General features: G+C 67.4%; 12 protein-coding genes. All 12 read right to left on the bottom strand.

Annotation, left to right across the window (positions count from 1 at the left end; all coding sequences use genetic code 11):
* Positions 1-16: 16 nt before the first annotated feature.
* Entirely contained in the window at positions 17-1,177 is a 1,161-nt protein-coding gene (locus AC3RCJ_RS08385) for an acyl-CoA dehydrogenase family protein (RefSeq protein ID WP_492961807.1), read from the bottom strand.
* A gap of 1 nt (position 1,178) precedes the next feature.
* Entirely contained in the window at positions 1,179-2,033 is an 855-nt protein-coding gene (locus tag AC3RCJ_RS08380; protein WP_492961809.1) for an enoyl-CoA hydratase family protein, read from the bottom strand.
* 10 nt (positions 2,034-2,043) lie between these two features.
* Positions 2,044-2,553 carry a MarR family winged helix-turn-helix transcriptional regulator gene (locus AC3RCJ_RS08375; RefSeq protein WP_492961811.1) on the bottom strand — a complete coding sequence of 170 codons (510 nt, stop codon included), beginning with the start codon at positions 2,551-2,553 and terminating at the stop codon, positions 2,044-2,046.
* Between the two features lie 13 nt (positions 2,554-2,566).
* The gene (locus AC3RCJ_RS08370; RefSeq protein WP_492961813.1) at positions 2,567-3,367 is read right to left on the bottom strand and encodes an SDR family NAD(P)-dependent oxidoreductase; all 801 of its coding nucleotides are present in this window, start codon (positions 3,365-3,367) and stop codon (positions 2,567-2,569) included.
* A gap of 1 nt (position 3,368) precedes the next feature.
* Entirely contained in the window at positions 3,369-5,744 is a 2,376-nt protein-coding gene (locus AC3RCJ_RS08365) for a bifunctional salicylyl-CoA 5-hydroxylase/oxidoreductase (protein ID WP_492961815.1), read from the bottom strand.
* Positions 5,741-7,360: an AMP-binding protein gene (locus tag AC3RCJ_RS08360; RefSeq protein WP_492961817.1), complete on the bottom strand. Its 1,620-nt coding sequence runs from the start codon at positions 7,358-7,360 to the stop codon at positions 5,741-5,743. Before AC3RCJ_RS08360 ends, AC3RCJ_RS08365 begins: the two co-directional genes overlap by 4 nt.
* Before the next feature lie 209 nt (positions 7,361-7,569).
* Complete coding sequence (locus AC3RCJ_RS08355; RefSeq protein ID WP_492961819.1) at positions 7,570-8,277, bottom strand: response regulator; 708 nt, start codon at positions 8,275-8,277, stop codon at positions 7,570-7,572.
* A gap of 86 nt (positions 8,278-8,363) precedes the next feature.
* On the bottom strand, positions 8,364-12,593 hold the full coding sequence (locus AC3RCJ_RS08350) for a hybrid sensor histidine kinase/response regulator (protein WP_492961821.1): 4,230 nt from the start codon (positions 12,591-12,593) through the stop codon (positions 8,364-8,366).
* 87 nt (positions 12,594-12,680) lie between these two features.
* Positions 12,681-13,850 (bottom strand): patatin-like phospholipase family protein, encoded by a 1,170-nt coding sequence (locus AC3RCJ_RS08345; RefSeq protein WP_492961823.1) that lies wholly within the window; start codon positions 13,848-13,850, stop codon positions 12,681-12,683.
* 39 nt (positions 13,851-13,889) lie between these two features.
* Entirely contained in the window at positions 13,890-15,665 is a 1,776-nt protein-coding gene (gene ggt, locus AC3RCJ_RS08340) for a gamma-glutamyltransferase (protein WP_492961825.1), read from the bottom strand.
* 84 nt (positions 15,666-15,749) lie between these two features.
* Positions 15,750-16,508 (bottom strand): 3-hydroxyacyl-CoA dehydrogenase, encoded by a 759-nt coding sequence (locus tag AC3RCJ_RS08335; RefSeq protein ID WP_492961827.1) that lies wholly within the window; start codon positions 16,506-16,508, stop codon positions 15,750-15,752.
* Between the two features lie 154 nt (positions 16,509-16,662).
* A complete protein-coding gene (locus AC3RCJ_RS08330; protein ID WP_492961829.1) occupies positions 16,663-17,088 on the bottom strand; it encodes a hypothetical protein in 426 nt (141 codons plus the stop codon).
* Positions 17,089-17,235 lie beyond the last annotated feature (147 nt).

Below are 17,235 nucleotides of genomic sequence, written 5' to 3'. Positions count from 1 at the left end.
TTGTTGTCCATGCGCTTCATGCCTGTTCCGCCTCGCGCAGCAGCTCGCGCGCGATGATCAATTGCTGCACCTCGCTGGCGCCTTCATAGATGCGCAAGGCGCGGATTTCGCGGTACAGGCACTCGACCGGATGCCCGCTGACCACGCCCAGGCCGCCGAACAGCTGCACCGCCGCATCGATCACCTGCTGCGCCGTCTCGGTGGCCGTCAATTTGGCCATGGCCGCTTGCTTCGTCACCTTGCGTCCCTGGTCGCGCTGCCAGGCGGCGCGGTAGGTGAGCAGCGCGGCCGCATCGATGCCGGTCGCCATCTGCGCCAGCCTGGCCTGCGTCAGTTGAAAATCGGCCAGCGTCTGGCCGAACATCTGGCGCTTTGTCGCGTGGCGCAGCGCTTCGTCGAAGGCGCGCCGCGCAAAGCCCAGCGCCGCGGCGGCCACCGACGTGCGGAAAATATCCAAGGTCGCCATCGCCACCTTGAAGCCCTGCCCCGCCTCGCCCAAGCGTTGCGACACGGGCACGCGGCAGTTGGCGAAACGCAGCCGGGCCAGCGGATGCGGCGCGATCACCGCGATGCGCTCGGCGATTTCCAGCCCGGGATTGTCGGCGTCGACGATGAAGGCGCTGATGCCGCGCGCGCCAGGCGCCTCGCCCGTGCGGGCGAACACCACGTAAAAGTCGGCGATGCCGCCGTTCGAGATCCACGTCTTTTCGCCGTCGAGCACATACGCGTCACCGTCCAGGCGCGCCGCGCACGCCATGGCCGCCACGTCCGATCCCGCCTGCGGCTCGGACAGGGCAAACGCCGCGATGCGCCTGCCGCTGGCCACGTCGGGCAGGTAGTGCGCCTTGTTTTGCGCGCTGCCGAACAGGCCGATGGCACCCGAGCCCAGGCCCTGCATGGCAAAGGCGAAATCGGCCAGGCCATTGTGGCGCGCCAGGGTTTCGCGGATCAGGCAAATGGCACGCGTGTCGACGTGGCCGTCGATGCCCGTGGCATGCGCCAGCCAGCCTCCCTGGCCCAGCTGCGCCACCAGCGCGCGGCAGGCCGCATCGACATCGGCGCCGTGCCCGTCGTCCAGGTGCTGCGTCGCCCAGGCATCGAGGTTCCGTTCAAGTTCGGCGTGGCGCGCTTCGAAAAACGGCCACTCCAGGTAAGACATATCGCGTGTATTGTTCATGTCAGTCGCCCTCGAACTGGGGTTTTTCCTTCGCCACGAAGGCGTGATAGGCGCGGTGAAAATCGTTGGTGGCCATGCAGATGGCCTGCGCCTGCGCTTCCGCCTCGATGGCTTCATCGACGCCCATGTTCCACTCCTGCTGCAGCATTTTCTTCGTCATGCCGTGCGCGAACGTGGGGCCGCTGGCCAGGCCGGCTGCGAACAGCTGCGCCGCCTCGGCCAGTTCTTCCGGCTCGACCAGGCGGTTGAGCCAGCCCCAGCGCTCGGCCTCCGGCCCCGGCAGCGAGCGCCCCGTGTACAGCAGCTCGGCGGCGCGGCCCTGGCCGATCACGCGCGGCAGCAAGGCGCAGGCGCCCATGTCGCAGCCGGCCAGGCCCACGCGGGTAAACAAAAAGGCCGTCTTGCTGCGCGCCGTGCCGAGGCGGATATCGGACGCCAGCGCCAGCATGGCGCCGGCGCCGGCACAGATGCCGTCGATGGCGGCGATGATGGGCTGCGGGCAGGCGCGCATGGCCTTCACCACGTCGCCCGTCATGCGCGTAAACGCCAGCAGGCCGGGCATGTCGAGCTGCGTCAGGGGGCCGATGATGTCGTGCACGTCGCCGCCCGAGCAGAAATTGCCGCCGCTGCCCGTAATCACCACGGCCTTGACGTCGTCCGCATGGGCCAGCGCGCGGAACAGCTCGCGCAACTCCGCGTAGGAATCGAAGGTGAGCGGATTCTTGCGCTCGGGGCGGTGCAGGGTCAAGGTGGCGACGCCGTCGCTCACCGCGAACAGGAAATGCCGCGCCGCATAGCCGGCCAGGCTGGCGCGGTTGCCGGGCAGGTCTTGCGGCAGGCCGGGAAGGTGGCGCATGGTCTATCCTTTACTTGTCGGTACTGTCATTGAGCTGCTGCTTCATGTGCGACAGCAGGGTAATCAAATGGGCCTTGTCGTCCGGCGTCACGCCTTGCAGCAGTTCGGCGATCCAGCCTTCGTGCACCTTGGCCATCTCGGAGAACGCCCGCCGGCCGGCCGGCGTCAGCTTGACGCTGTACGAGCGCCGGTCCTTCGGGTCAACCACGCGCAGCACCAGTTTTTCCTGTTCCAGCTGGTCGGTGATGCCCGTGATATTGCCGCCGGTGACCATCATGCGCTTGGACAGTTCGCCCATGCGCAAGCCATCGGGAAAACGCTCGAGCTGCGCCATCAGATCGAAGCGGGGCAAGGTGATGCCGAAGCTGGCGCGCAAGCGCGTGCGCACCTCGTTTTCAATGCTCACCGTGCATGACAGCATGCGCAGCCACAGCTTGAGCGACTGGTGGTGGTCCTGCGTCAGCCGGCTGGCCAGGTCCAGCACGGGTTCATCAACGGCGCCTTCGTGTTCTTTGTCCATAGTCTTCAGTCAGTTACGTCACTTCGCCGCCGGCGACGGCGATCGATTGTCCATTCATGGCGGCCGACGCGGGCAGGCAGAGCCAGGCCACCGCATCGGCCACTTCCTGCGGCTGCACCAGGCGCTGCTGCGGATTGCCAGCCGCCAGTTCCGCGCGCGCCGCGTCTTCGCCGCGCCCCGTCTTGCGCACGATATTCTGCACGGCCCGCGCCACCATCTCCGTTTCCGTGTAACCGGGGCAGACGGCGTTGACGGTCACGCCGCGCGGCGCCACTTCCAGCGCCAGCGCGCGCGTCAGGCCGATCACGCCGTGCTTGGCGGCGACATACGCGCTGACATAGCGATAGCCTTTCAGGCCCGCCGTCGACGCCACGTTGACGATGCGCCCCCAGCCCGCTTCCAGCATGGCCGGCATGGCCGCCTGGCAGCAGTGGAAGACTCCCGTCAGGTTCACGGCCAGCATCTGCTGCCAGATGGCGGCGTCGGTCTTGCCGAAGGGCGCGGCATGCGCCTGGCCCGCGTTATTGATCAATATGTCGATGCGGCCGAAATGCGCGCCCGCCTGCGCAAAGCCCGCCTGCACGGACGCTTCCACGCTCACGTCGAGCACGCACAGGGCCACCCTGCCCGCATGGCCGCCCTCCTCCAGCTGCAGGCGCGCGCGCGCCAGCCGCGCGCCGTCGCGTCCGGCCAGCGTGACCCTGGCGCCGGCGTCGAGCAGGGCGCGCGCGCAGGCCAGGCCGATGCCGCTGCCGGCCCCCGTCACCAACGCATGCTTTCCTGATAACGCACCTGTCAATGCTTCCTTGCTCATATCACCCTTCCAGCAGCCGCGCGGCCACCTGTTGCGGGTTCAAGCCCGTGTTCGCGGCGGCCAGTTGCCGTTCGCGCTGCAGATTGCGTTCCAGCTGCAGCCTGGCCGGCCGGTACTGTTTCGGCCAGGCCACGCCCGCGCCGGCATAGCCGATGCGCGCCGTTTCCGTCAGGGTCCAGGCCGGGTTGGCCAGGTGCGGCCGGCCCACGGCGCACAGGTCGGCGCGCCCGGCGGCGATGATGCTGTTGGCGTGGTCGGCCTCGAAGATGGCGCCGACGGCCATGCTGGCGATGCCCGCCTCGTTGCGCACGCGGTCGGCGAACGGCGCCTGGAACATGCGCCCGTACACGGGCTGTTCCAGCTTGCTGACCTGTCCCGAGGAGCAATCGATCAGGTCCGCGCCGGCCTGCTTGAACAGGCGCGCGATGCGCACCGCATCGTCGGGCGTGATGCCGCCTTCGACCCAGTCGTGGGCCGAAATGCGCACGCTCATCGGTTTATCCTGCGGCCAGGCGGCGCGCATGGCGCGGAACACGCGCAGCGGATAGCGGCAGCGGTTTTCCAGGCTGCCGCCATATTCGTCCGTGCGGCGGTTGGTCAGCGGCGAGATAAAACTCGACAGCAGATAGCCGTGCGCGCAATGCAGTTCCAGCCAGTCGAAACCGGCGACCGCGGCCGCCCGCGTGGCGCGCACGAAGTCCCGCTCCACGCGCGCCAGGTCGTCTTCGTCGGCCGCGCGCGCCAGCTGCGACACGCCCGCCAGGTACTGCTGCTCGGAGGCGGAAATCAGCGGCCAGTTGCCGTCCTTCAGGGGCAGGTCGATGCCGTCCCACATGGGGCGCGTCGAGCCTTTCGCGCCCGCATGGCCCAGCTGCAGCGCGATCTTCGCGTCGCTGCTGGCATGCACGAAGCCGACGATGCGCTGCCATGCCGCGGTGTGCGCTTCGCTGTACATGCCAGGGCAGGCGGGCGTGATGCGCGCGTCTGCCGACACGCATGTCATCTCGGCGAACACCAGCCCGGCGCCGCCCATGGCGCGCGCGCCCAGGTGCATCAGGTGGTAGTCGCCCGCCACGCCATCGACGGCGCTGTACTGCGCCATGGGCGAGACGGCGATGCGGTTCTTCAGCAGCAGGCCGCGCAGCCTGAACGGCGTCAGCATGGGCGGCATGGCCTCGTCCGGCACTGCCACGCCGGCCTGTGCGCCCGCGCGCCGCGCCAGCCAGCGTTCGTAATCGGCCACGTAGGCGGGATCGCGCAGGCGCAGGTTTTCGTGCGAAATGCGCTGGCTGCGCGTGAGCATGGAATAGGCGAACTGCGGCGCTTGCATGGCGCTGTAGCGCGCGACGTTTTCAAACCATTCCATGGAATTGCGCGCCGCGCTCTGGATTTTAAGCACCTCGACGGCGCGCAGCTGCTGGTAGGCGGCCAGCGCCTCAGGCGCCCCGGCATGCTGGCCAAAGCAGCGCGCCAGCTCGATCGCATCTTCCAGCGCCAGCTTGGTGCCCGAGCCGATCGAGTAATGCGCCGTATGGGCCGCGTCGCCCATCAGCACGACGGGCACGCCGTCCTGGTGATGCACCCATTGCCGGCAGACGATGCGGGGGAAGGTGATCCACTGCGCCGAGCCGCGCAAGTGCGGCGAATTGCTCAGCAAACCATGGCCGTCGAGTTCCTCGGCGAACAGCGCTTCGCAAAAGGCGATGCCCTCTTCCTGGCTCATGGCGTCCAGTCCCGCCGCGCGCCACACGTGTTCGGGCGTTTCGACGATGAAGGTCGAGGTCTCGCCGTCGTATTGGTAGATATGCGCCTGGAACCAGCCAAATTCCGTCTGGCGGAAGGCAAACGTGAATGCCGCGAATTTCTTGCGCGTGCCCAGCCAGACGAAGCGGCAATGGCGCTGCTCGATCTCGGGCTGGTAGCTGGCCGCGTAGCGCGTGCGGATGCGGCTGTTCAAGCCGTCGCTGGCGATGACCAGGTCGGCGCCGTACTGGCGCGCGATGGCCTGGTCGTCCTGCACCTCGGTCTCGAACACCAGCTGCACGCCGAGTTCCTGGCAGCGCGCCTGCAGGATATTGAGCAGGCGCTTGCGGCCGATGCCGCAAAAGCCATGGCCGCCCGAGCGCACTGTCTGGCCCTTGAAGTGGATTTCGATGTCGTCCCAGTGGTTGAACGCCTGCAGGATGGCGCGCGCCGTCGGCTCGTCCGCGTTGGCCAGGTTGCCCAGGGTCTGGTCGGAAAACACCACGCCCCAGCCAAAGGTGTCGTACGGGCGGTTGCGCTCGATGACGGTGATGCGGTGCTCCGGGTTCTGCTTTTTCATGAGCAGGCTGAAATACAGGCCGGCGGGGCCGCCGCCGATGCAGACGATATTCATGGGGTGTCCGTGCGAAGTTTGAAGCGCTGCAGCTTGCCCGTTTCCGTGCGCGGCAGCGCCGGCAGGAAGCGGATGGCGCGTGGATATTTGTACGGGGCGATCTGCTGGCGGCAGAATGCCTGCAGCTCGGCCGCCAGCGCCTCGCCGGCCTGGAAACCATCTTTCAGCACCACGTGCGCCTCGACGATCTGGCCACGCTCGGCATCGGCGCGCCCGACCACGCCGCATTCGGCCACGGCCGGGTGGCGCAGCAGCGCTTCTTCCACTTCGGGGCCGGCGATGTTGTAGCCGGCCGAGACGATCATGTCGTCGCTGCGCGAGCGGTAATAGAAATAGCCGTCGCCGTCCATCTCGAAGGTATCGCCCGTCAGGTTCCAGCCATCGAGCACGTACTCGCGCTGGCGCGGGTCGGCCAGGTAGCGGCAGCCGGTCGGCCCCTTCACGGCCAGGCGCCCCGTCACGCCGGCGCTCTGCGGCACGCCGGCGTCGTCGACGATGCATGCCTGGTAGCCGGGAATGGCCTTGCCGATGGCGCCGCGACGGATGCCCTCGCCCGTGGCGGAAATGAAGATGTGCAGCATTTCGGTGGCGCCGATGCCGTCCGTCATGGCCAGTCCCGTCGCCGCCTGCCAGGCGTCGCGCGTGGCCAGCGGCAGCGCCTCGCCGGCCGATACGCACAGGCGCAGGCTGCGCACATCGTGGCTGGCCGCCAGCGGCGCCATTTGCCGGTAAAACGTGGGCGCCGTGAAGCAGATCGTCGCCCGATAGGCGGCGATGGCGCGCAGCAGGCCTTCGGGCGTGAGTTTTTCCAGCAGCACGGCGCAAGCGCCAAAGCGCAGGGGGAACAGCAACAGGCCGCCCAGGCCGAAGGTAAACGCCAGCGGCGGCGTGCCGATGAAGATGTCGTCGGCGCGCGCCTGCAGGATGGAACGGGGAAAGCAGTCGCAGATGGCCAGCAGGTCGCGGTGCATGTGCATGGTGCCTTTGGGGACGCCCGTCGTGCCCGAGGTGAAACTGATCAGGCAGACATCGTCGGCCGCCGTATCGTGCGCGGCGAACGGCGCGGCATGCGCCTGCATGCGATGCTCGAGCGCGTCGTCGGCGCTGCCAAAGCACAGCATGGGCGGCAGGCCGGGCAGCGCATCGAGCTCCGCGCGCAAGCCTTGCGCGCACAGCACGGCGTTGACCTCGGCCTTGGCCAGGATGGTGGACAATTCGCGCGCGCGCAGCAGCGGCATGGTGGGCACGGCGATGCAGCCGGCCTTCAGCACCGCCAGCAGGCAGGCGGCCATCATCGGCGTGTTCGCGCCCCGCAGCAGCACCCGGTTGCCGGGAATCAGGCGCAGGTCGGCGCGCAGCACGTGGGCGATGCGGTCGACTTGCCGCGCCAGTTGCGCATACGTCCAGCGCTGGCCCTCGGCAAGGATGGCGGTGCGCTCGCCGCCGCCGCTGGCCACGGCCGCGTCGAGCAGCGCGGCAACGCAATTGAGGCGCGCCGGATACTGCAGCTCGGGCAAGTCGAAACGCAGCTGCGGCCAGAGTGCGCGCGGCGGCAGGTGCGTGCGCGCAAAATCGTCGTGCGGTGAGGCGGTGGAACCCGAGAGATCGCTGCTCATGGTGGTCCTGGCTGGTTGCGGGTGTCCTGGCGGAGCAAACCTGGTGCGCGCCGGCATCGGTGGGAGGCGATGCCCGCTGTCACTGCGTGCAGTGCCGCTGCCCGACCATCATGGCCTTGCGCACGCTACGGTTTTCTCCGGCAAGACAAGGCCCGGAAGCAGATACTTTAAACCTAAAGTATTTTTCCATCAAGCGGAAAACAAGGAAATCAGGCGTCGTCCTGCTGGCGCAACAGGCGTAGCTGCTGTGCCACGGTGCGCGCCAGGCCCGCCAGGACCGCCTCGAGCTGCATGCCGTCGAGCGTGGGCGCCGACAGCAGCGCGGCCAGGTTGTCCGCATCGCCATGCAGTCCCAGGGTCGTGCATCCGAGGTGCAGGCGCTCGAGCTGCTGGCGCGCCTGGGCCGGTTCGCCGCGTGCCAGCAACGCATCGACCTGTTCGCCGGCGGCGCCCACCTGTCCCTGGAAACCTGTCAGGTAAGCCTGCAGGCGCCCGGCATCGATGCCGAGCCGCTGTGCCGTCGCCTGCGGCATCTCGGCCTGCAGCGGCGGCAGGTCGAAGCAGGCGTCGATATGCTGGCGCACCTGCTCCGGCTGGAAGGGCTTGACGATATAGCCGGCGGCACCGGCCTGCACCGCATCGCGCACGGTTTCATGATCGGTGGCCGAGGAGACGAGTACCAGCGGCATGGCGTCGAGCGCGCTGTCGGCGCGTATCCGTTGCAGCAGCTCCATGCCCGACAGGCGCGGCATGCGCAGGTCGCAAAAGCACAGCGCCGGGCGCAGCCCGCCCTCGAGCTGCTCCCACGCGGCCGCGCCATCCTCGGCTTCCACGATATCGTGCACGCCGCAGCTGTCGATCAGGTGCATCAACACCATGCGCGAGACGACATCATCGTCAACCACCAGTACTTTCATTCCATTCTCCATTGCCGGCGGTATCAGGGCGCCTGCCCGTATTCTACCCAGTTTCGGGCTGTCTCCCCTCGATGTTCTTGTGTATTTTACATTTTTCCGCCGGATGCGGCGATTTTCGACAGCAGCGCGTGCAGGCGCGGCAGGCGCAAGGCCACTTGCGGCCAAAGGCCGGCATCGGCCGCCTCCTCCATTTCCGTGCACAGCATGTGCAGCTCGGTCTCGTCAAGATAGGCGGCGCTGCCCTTCAAGCCGTGCAGCAGGCGCCCGGCGCCTTCGCCGTCCCGCGCCGCCATGGCCGCATCGAGTTCCTGCAGGCGTCCTTCGAGGTCGGCCACGAAGGCGGTACGGATACGGCGCCGCAATTCCCCGCCGCGGTCGCCCTGGGCCGGCGGCGGCAGGGCGCCGGCCGCCGGGGCCAGGCCGAACAGCGCATCGAGTTCGGCCTGGCCGCGCGGCGCGGCGCGCGGCGCGATGAATGGCATGCGTGGCAGGATGAGGCCGCGCTGCAGCTGGCGCTCGATGGCGCGCGCCAACAGGCAATGCAGCGCCACTTCATCCACCGGCTTGCTGAGGAAATCATCCATGCCGACACCCAGGTAGCGGCTGCGGTCTTCGTCGCTGGCATTCGCCGTCAGGGCCACGATCATCAATTCCTGGTCGCGCACGGGCTGGTCCGGCCAGCCGCCCAGGCGGATCAGGCGCGTCGCCGTGGCGCCGTCCATCTCCGGCATGCGCCCATCCATCAGCACCAGGTCATAGCGCGTATGCACGCAGGCCGCCACGGCCAGCACGCCATTGGCCACCACGTCGACCTTGTGTCCCAGCTCCTCGAGCATGACGCGGATGATGATCTGGTTGGTCGGGAAATCTTCCGCGCAGAGCACGCGCAACTGGTGGCTGTGCGGCGCCAGCGCCACCTGCGGCACCAGCGGCGGCGCCACGCCGTCGGCCAGCGGCAAGGTCACCGTGAAGACGCTGCCCTGCCCCGGCGTGCTGGCCACCTCGATGCGGCCCTCCATCAGGTCGACCAGCTGGCGGCAGATCGCCAGCCCCAGCCCGGTGCCGCCATAGCGGCGCGTAGTGCTGGCATCGGCCTGTTCGAACTTCTGGAACAGGCGCGCCATCGCTTCCGCATCGATGCCGATGCCGCTGTCGCTGACGATGAAGCGGATCATGTTCACCTGCCGTCCGCCGTTTCGCGCCGCCAGCGGCGCCACGCCGGCGCGCTCCACGCGCACGGTGACCCCGCCGTGCTGGGTGAACTTGAAGGCATTGCCGACCAGGTTGACCAGCACCTGGCGCAAGCGGGTCGGGTCACCCACCACGAAGGATGGCAGGTCCGGCGCGAAGTCGATGGCGAAACCGATGCTGCGCGCGGCCGCCTGCTCCTCGAACAGGCTGACCACGTTTTCCATCGCCGCGCCGAGGGCAAAGTCGATATTCTCGATGCTCAGCTTGCCCGCCTCGATCTTGGAAAAGTCCAGCAAGTCGTTGATGATCACCAGCAGCGACTGGGCATTGGCCTGGCCGCGCAGGATCTGCTCGCGCGTCGCATCGTGCAGCTGCTCGTCGCGCAGGGCAAAACCGAGCATGCCGATCACGCCGGCCAGCGGGGTGCGCATCTCGTGGCTCATATTGGCCAGGAATTCGGACTTCTGGCGCGTCGCATCCTCGGCCTTGCGCTTGGCCTGGCGCAGGCTTTCCTCATTCTGCTTCAAGCTGCTGTTGACCAGCGCCAGCGTGTCGGACTGGGCGCGCACCTCGATTTCCTTGCTCTGCAATTCGACGTTCTTCTGGTACACCTCGGCCGTGCGCTCGGTCACCTGCTTTTCCAGCTCGCCTTGCTGGCGCCGCAAGGTGCGCATGCGCTGGCGGTAGGCGCCGTAGATGGCTCCCAGCAGCAGGGCCGCGACCAGCGTGCGGAACCACCAGGTCTTCCAGTACGGCGGCAGGATGGTGATGGCCAGGGTGGCGCCGCTCTCGTTCCACACGCCGTCCTTGTTGGCCGCCTTGACGCGAAACACATAGTTGCCGGGATCGAGATTGGTGTAGGTGGCGAAGCGCCGGCCCGCATCCGTCATGACCCAGTCCTGGTCGAAGCCCTCAAGCCGGTAGGCGAACATATTGCGTTGCGGTGCGGCGAAGTGCAGGGCCGCGAATTCCAGCGAAAAGACGCTCTCGCGGCTGGTCAGGCTCAGCTTGCGGGTATGGTCGATCGCCGCCTGCAGCACCTGCCCGAATTCGCCGCGGCCGACGGCCACGGGCTTGTTGAAGATCTGCAGCTGCGTGATGGCCACCAGCGGCGGCACGCGGTTATCGTGGATATCCGGCGGCGCAAACGCCGTCATGCCGTTGAAGCCGCCAAAATACATGGTGCCGTCGGCGGCGCGCAAGGCGGCGCCATCGAAGTAGGACCCTTCGACGGTGCCGTCGGCGCTGTCGTAGTTGCGAAACAGCCCGCTGCGCATGTCGAGCCGGGTGATGCCGCTATTCGTGCTCAGCCAGAGCTGCTCGTCGTCGTCGCCGAGTATGCTGGCGACGGCATCGTCGGCCATGCCATCCTTGCGCAGGTAGCGGCGGAAGCGGATCTCGCCCCTGGCGTCGACATCCATGCGGTTCAGGCCATTGGCCGTGCCTACCCACAGCACGCCGTGCTTGTCCTCATGCAGGAAATGCACTTCGTCATGGCTGAGGCTATGCGGGTTTTGCGGATCGTGGCGGAAATGGCGGAAATGGCCGCTGGCGCGATCGAGCAGGTCCAGGCCATGAAAGGTGCCGATCCACAGCTGTCCCTTGCGGTCCTCCAGCACCGGCCGCACCATGTTGTCGGACAGGCTGCCCGCATCGGCCGGATCATGCCGGAACGTGGTGAACTGCCTGCTGACGGGATCGAAACGGTGCAAGCCGCCGCGCGAGGACACCCACAGCATGCCGCTGCGGTCGCCGGCGACGTTGCGGATGGTATCGCTGTTCGGATCGCCCAGCGCAAAGCGCGTGGTGGAAAAGCGCCGCGTGGCCAGGTCGAAGCGGTGCAGGCCAGTGCGCCCCCCCACCCACAGCACGCCGTCGGGCGCGGCATACAAGGTCGACACCTGCTCGTCGCGCGCCATGCCGGGCGACGCGCGCAGGTCGAACAGCTGCGAGGTGCCATCGCGCGTGTCGTACAGTTTCAGGCCGCTGCTGGTGGCCAGCCACAACTTGCCGCCTCCCGCGTCGGCCAGCGCGCGCACTTTCTTGTCGGCCAGCGCAGCCACGTCGCCCGGCGCGCGCACCATGCGCGAAAAACCGCCGCTGCCCAGGTCCACCCGGCTGACGCCGTTATACCAGGAACCGGCCCAGAAAGTGCCGGCGCGGTCGCGGAACAGCGACGCCAGCTGGTTGTCGGCGACGCTGTTGCGGTCGCCCGTCTGGTGCCGGTACTGCAAAAAGGTATCGCTCTCGGGCTGCCAGCGCAACAGGCCGTCGGCATTGCTGCCCACCCAGACCGTGGCATCGATATCCTGATACAGGCTGGAGACGCGGATGGCGGAAAAGCCATTTTTCTCGCCGAGGCGCAGGCGCGCCTGCGGCGCCTGGCCCGCCGCACCCAGGCGCCAGCGCTCGGCACCGGCCATGGTACCGATCCACAGGTTTTGCTGGCGGTCCACCAGCAGCGAGTGGATGACGTTGTACTTCGAGCCGGGCAGCGCGTCGATGGCAAAGTGCTCGAAGCGCTCGCTGCCCGGCGCCAGCATGTCCAGTCCCGTGACGGTGCCTATCCACAGGCGCCGTTGCGCATCGAGCGCCAGCGCCTTGATCTCGTTGTCGCCCAGGCTGTGCGGGTTGCCTTCCTCATGATGCCAGCTGCGGAAGGTGCCCGTGGCCGTATCGAAATGCTGCAGGCCGTCCGAGGTGGCGATCCAGAAGCCGCGCGCGCCGTCGTCGAGGATGGCGTGGATATGCCGGTTGCCGTTGCCGCGCCTGCTTTTTTCCTTCGGCAGGTAATGGATGAACGTCTGGCTGGCGGAGTCGAAACGGTCCAGGCCATTGTCGGTGCCGACCCACAGCTGCCCCTGGCTGTCGACATGCAGCACGCCGACCCAGTTGTCGGCCAGGCTGCCGCGGTCGCCCTCGATGTTCTTGTAGACGACGACGCGGTAGCCATCGTAGCGGCTCAAGCCAGACTGGCTGCCAAACCACATATAGCCTTGCCGGTCCTGCGCGATGGCCAGCACCGATTCCTGCGCCAGGCCATGCTCGACGCTGAGCTGGTCGAAACGCAGCGTGCGCGCAGGCGCCGCCCAGGACCAGTTCCCCAGCAGCAAAAACAATAGCAAAAACACATCGCAAGCACGTCGAAATACCAGCACAATCGTCCTGTCAAAAAACCGCGAAAACTGCAGAAACCGCTCGAGGAGGCCGTCTCAGGAACCAAAAAACGCCAGTACATCATCCTTGCGGGCCTGCGTATCGCGCTGTCCAAGACGGATCAGCTCGTTAGTATACGTCGATTCGAACAACAAATACGATGCCAGCGCCGCGCCGCGGGCCTCGGCCGCGCCGATGCCCGACAACATGGTGCGTATCGGACGGGGCAGACTGCCGATATGCCGGCTGGCGATGGCGTCGAGCCGCTCGGATGGCGCGATGACCAGCAGCTCCACCGGCTTCAGGGCCGTCTTGCCCAGCAATTCGGGCGGCAGCATCGACAGGGTCAGGTTGATGCGGTTCAGGCGTTCGATGTCGACGGCCAGGCCGTCGAGGAAGATCGACGACAGCGCATGGCCGGCGATCTGCGCCAGGCTGGGGTAGCGCGCCGCGTCGGCCGGGCCGGGCGCCGGTTCCGTCATGCGCCCCGCCCCCACCACCAGCACCTTGTTCGCGCCCAGGTGAATGGCCGGGGAAATCGGCGCCAGCTGGCGCATCGAGCCATCGCCGCAGTATTCGCGCTGGCCGCCCACATACAGGGGCACGGCGGGGAAGATGAAGGGAATGGCGGCCGAAGCGAGCAAATGCTCCACGCCGATCTGGTCGGGCAAGGCCAGGCGCTGCGTGCGCACCCACGGCGCGATATCCTCGGCCGTCTGGTAGAACGTCATGTGGCGGCTGCCCGAATACGACGACGCCGTCACTGCCAGCGCATGCAGCAGGCCGTCGGCCAGCGCCGCGTCGAGGCGCGGCAGGTCGAGCATGCGGTGCAGCAGGCTGACCAGCGGAGTATTGTCGAGCAGGGAATTGGGCGGCGACGCATGCCACTGGCGCAGCAGCCAGCCGAACGACAGCAAGGACAGCCAGCGCGCGCCCGAGCGGATCACGCCCAGCGAATCGGCGCGGTAGACTTGTTCGACCTGGATGTGCTGCCATACGTCGAGCAGTTTTTGCACGCCTTCGCCGAAGTTATCCGCGCGACAAGCCAGCGCCGTGGCGTTGATGGCCCCGGCCGAGGTGCCGCAGATGATGTCGAAGGGGTTGCGCGCCGGTGCCCAGCCCGCTTCCCACAAAATCGCCGAGATCGCCTGCAGCACGCCCACCTGGTAGGCGGCACGGGCACCCCCTCCCGTGAGTATCAAGCCTGTTTTATTTTGCATTCCCATGCCGGCAGATTAGCAGGGTCTTGATACTTTGTGGAAATTTCAGTCGCCGCGCACCATGCCTTCCCTGCGCGGATCGGCGCCGCCAAACCAGAAATCCTTGCCGTGCGCATTCAGGCGCATGATGCCCTGCAGGCCGGAATTCTGTTCGATCACGCGCACCTCGTGGCCCATGGCCTGCAGCGCCTCGACCTGGGCGGCGGGCGCGCGGCCCTTTTCCAGCTCCGTCGGGCCATTGCGGCTGCCGAAGTTCGGCAGGCTGATCGCCTGCTGCACGTTCAAGCCCCAGTCCATGGTGCCGACCAGCACCTTGGCGACATAATTGATGATGGACGAGCCGCCGGGCGACCCGGTGGCCAGCACCAGCTTGTGCGTGCCCTTCTCGAACACCAGCGTGGGCGACATGGCGCTGCGCGGGCGCTTGCCCGCTTCGACCCGGTTGGCGATGGGGCCGTCCGCATCGCGCGAATCGAACGAGAAATCCGTCAGCTGGTTATTCAGCAGGAAGCCGTCGACCATCTGGCGCGAGCCGAATGCGTCTTCCACGCTGGTGGTCATCGACAGGCCGCCGCCAAAAGCATCGACGGCCACCAGGTGCGAGGTCGAGGGGCGCTGCAGCGCGTTATCGATGCCCCACGCCACCTGCATGCCGGGCGGCGTGCCGGGCTTGGCCTGCCCCATGGATTTGTCGCCGATCAAGGAGGCGCGCTGCGCCAGGTAGCTTTTATCGAGCATCGAGGCGATACCGTTGCCCGGCAGCGGCACGAAGTCCGTGTCGGCCACGTAGCGGTTGCGGTCCGCGTAGGCCAGGCGCCCCGCTTCCGAAAACAAATGGATCGCCTGCGCATCGAGCACGCCGCCGACGGGCGCATACGGGCGGATATCCTTGATTTCCAGCATGCCCAGCATCTGCGCGATGGCGATGCCGCCCGCCGACGGCGGCGGCATGCCGCACACGGTCCAGGCCTTGTAATCGCTGCACACCGGTTCGCGCACCTTGGCGCGATAGCCGGCGATGTCCTGCGCCGTCAGCTTGCCCGGATTGCTCGGGTGCGACGCCACCTTGGCGGCGATGTCGCGCGCGATGCGGCCGTTATAAAAAGCGTCGGCGCCGCCGCGGGCGATCTCGCGCAGGGTGCGCGCCAGTTGCGGGTTTTTCAGCACGTGGCCGACAGGCCAGGCCTTGCCCTCGCCGTCATAGAAATACGCGGCGGCGACAGGGTCGCGCTTGAGGGCCTGGTCCCAGCTTAACAGGCCATTGAGGCGCTGGCTGACGGGAAAGCCGCCGTGCGCCAGCCGGATGGCGGGACCGAACAAGGTCGCCCAGGCCAGCTTGCCGTGCTCCTTGTGCGCCAGTTCCAGCATGCGCAGCACGCCGGGCGCGCCCACGGAACGCCCGCCCACCACGCCCGTGGCGCGCGAGACGGGGCTGCCGTCCGCGTTCTGGAACAGGTGTTCGTCGGCGGCCGCGGGCGCCGTTTCGCGCCCGTCGAAGGCCTGCACGCCCTTGGCGCTGGAGTACAGCAAAAAGGCGCCGCCGCCGATGCCCGACGATTGCGGCTCGACCAGGGTCAGCACCAGCTGCGTGGCGATGGCCGCGTCGATGGCGCTGCCCCCCTGTTTCAGCATCTGGTAGCCGGCATCGGCCGCCAGCGGATTGGCGGCGGCAACCATGAATTTCTGCGCCGTCCAGCCACTTTTTTCCGCATACGCGGTGGCGATTTCCGGCGCCTTCTGCGGCACTTCGGCAAATACGGGGCTGGCGGCCAGGGCGCCCAGCAAGGTCAGGCTCAGCGCCAGCGGCTTCAATGTGATCATGGATTCTCCGATAAAAAAAGGGCGCACAGCCGAGCAAGGCTGTACGCCCCATACGGGGGTATCCTACATCAAATCATGCCAAGCTTACTTTGGCTGCATGCGGATGGCGCCGTCCAGGCGTATCGTTTCGCCATTGAGCATGACGTTTTCCACGATGGCTTGCACCAGCTGCGCGTATTCGCCGGGCTTGCCCAGGCGCGAAGGGAACGGCACCATCTTGCCCAGCGCATCCTGCACTTCGGCCGGCATGCCCAGCAGCATCGGCGTCTCGAAAATGCCAGGGGCCACCGTCATCACGCGGATGCCGTTGCGCGACAGGTCGCGCGCCATCGGCAGGGTCAGTCCGACCACGGCCGCCTTCGACGAGGCGTAGGCGGCCTGGCCGATCTGGCCATCGTAGGCCGCCACGGACGCCGTGTTGATGATGATGCCGCGCTCGCCTTCGGCCGTCGCGTCCTGTTTGGCCATGGCGTCGGCCGCCAGGCGGCACATATTGAAGGTGCCCACCAGGTTGATGTTGACGACTTTCTGGAACAGGGCCAGCGGATGCGGACCGTCCTTGCCCACGGTTTTCACGGCCGGCGCCACGCCGGCGCAGTTGACCAGGCCGCGCAAGGTGCCCAGCTTGCCTGCCGCCGCGACCACGGCCATGCCGTCTTCTTCCGACGTCACGTCGCACTGCACGAACACGCCGTTCAGTTCGGCGGCCAGCGCCTGGCCCGCCTCGGTCTGCACGTCGGCCAGCACGACCTTGCCGCCGGCCGCCGTCAGCATGCGCGCCGTCGCCGCGCCCAGGCCCGATGCGCCGCCCGTGATGATGAATACATTGTCTTGAATCTGCATGAAGTCTCCTGAAATAGGTTGGCCGTATGGCCGGCGCCAGATGGCTGCGTGTCGCATGATGCCACAGTTACGTTTACGTAAACGTAACGTCGACGACAATTGTAGCCAATTTTATGAAGGTCCAGCGAAAACTTGCACAGCAATGATGCAAGCGCTAGAAACACTGCAAGAAAGCCCCGTTGCGGTGGCAGATGCGCCCGTTGGCATCGAGCGTGGCATTGCCGGCGCCGTTGTAGCGCGCGCCGGCCGCATCGCGGCAGCCGCCAGTGTCACAGGCACCGATGGGCTGCGGCGCGCCGGGCATGGGCACGGCCGGGCCGGGTGGCAAGGGCGCCATGGGCACGACGGGCGGTGCAGGCGGTGCCGGCATGCGGCCGATCACCTGCGCCACGGAACGGCGCGGCCGCACGGGCGGCGCCGGGCGGCACGGTTCCACCGCCAGCTTGCCGCTGTCGCGCGGATCGAGCCGGCACTCGGGCAATGGCACGGGTGCCGCCGGCTCTTGCGCGCCGGCATGGGCAGCAGCGCACAACAGCATGGCACCGGCCAGCGCCGGTATGGTCTTTATCATCCTCTTCATCTCGCCTCCCCCGGCATGCAGTATGCCACCTTCATTATTAGCACGCGCCGCGCCAGATGCCAGCCACGCCACCCCTCTCGCGCTTGCGCGTGCCGCAGGTCGCCGATCGCCGATCGCTGATGCGCATGCGGCAACGGTGTTTTATTT

The organism is Janthinobacterium sp. GW822-FHT07H11 (assembly GCF_058798615.1).
Note: the sequence above shows the minus strand (reverse complement) of the source record. Positions and strands in the feature narration are given on the sequence as shown.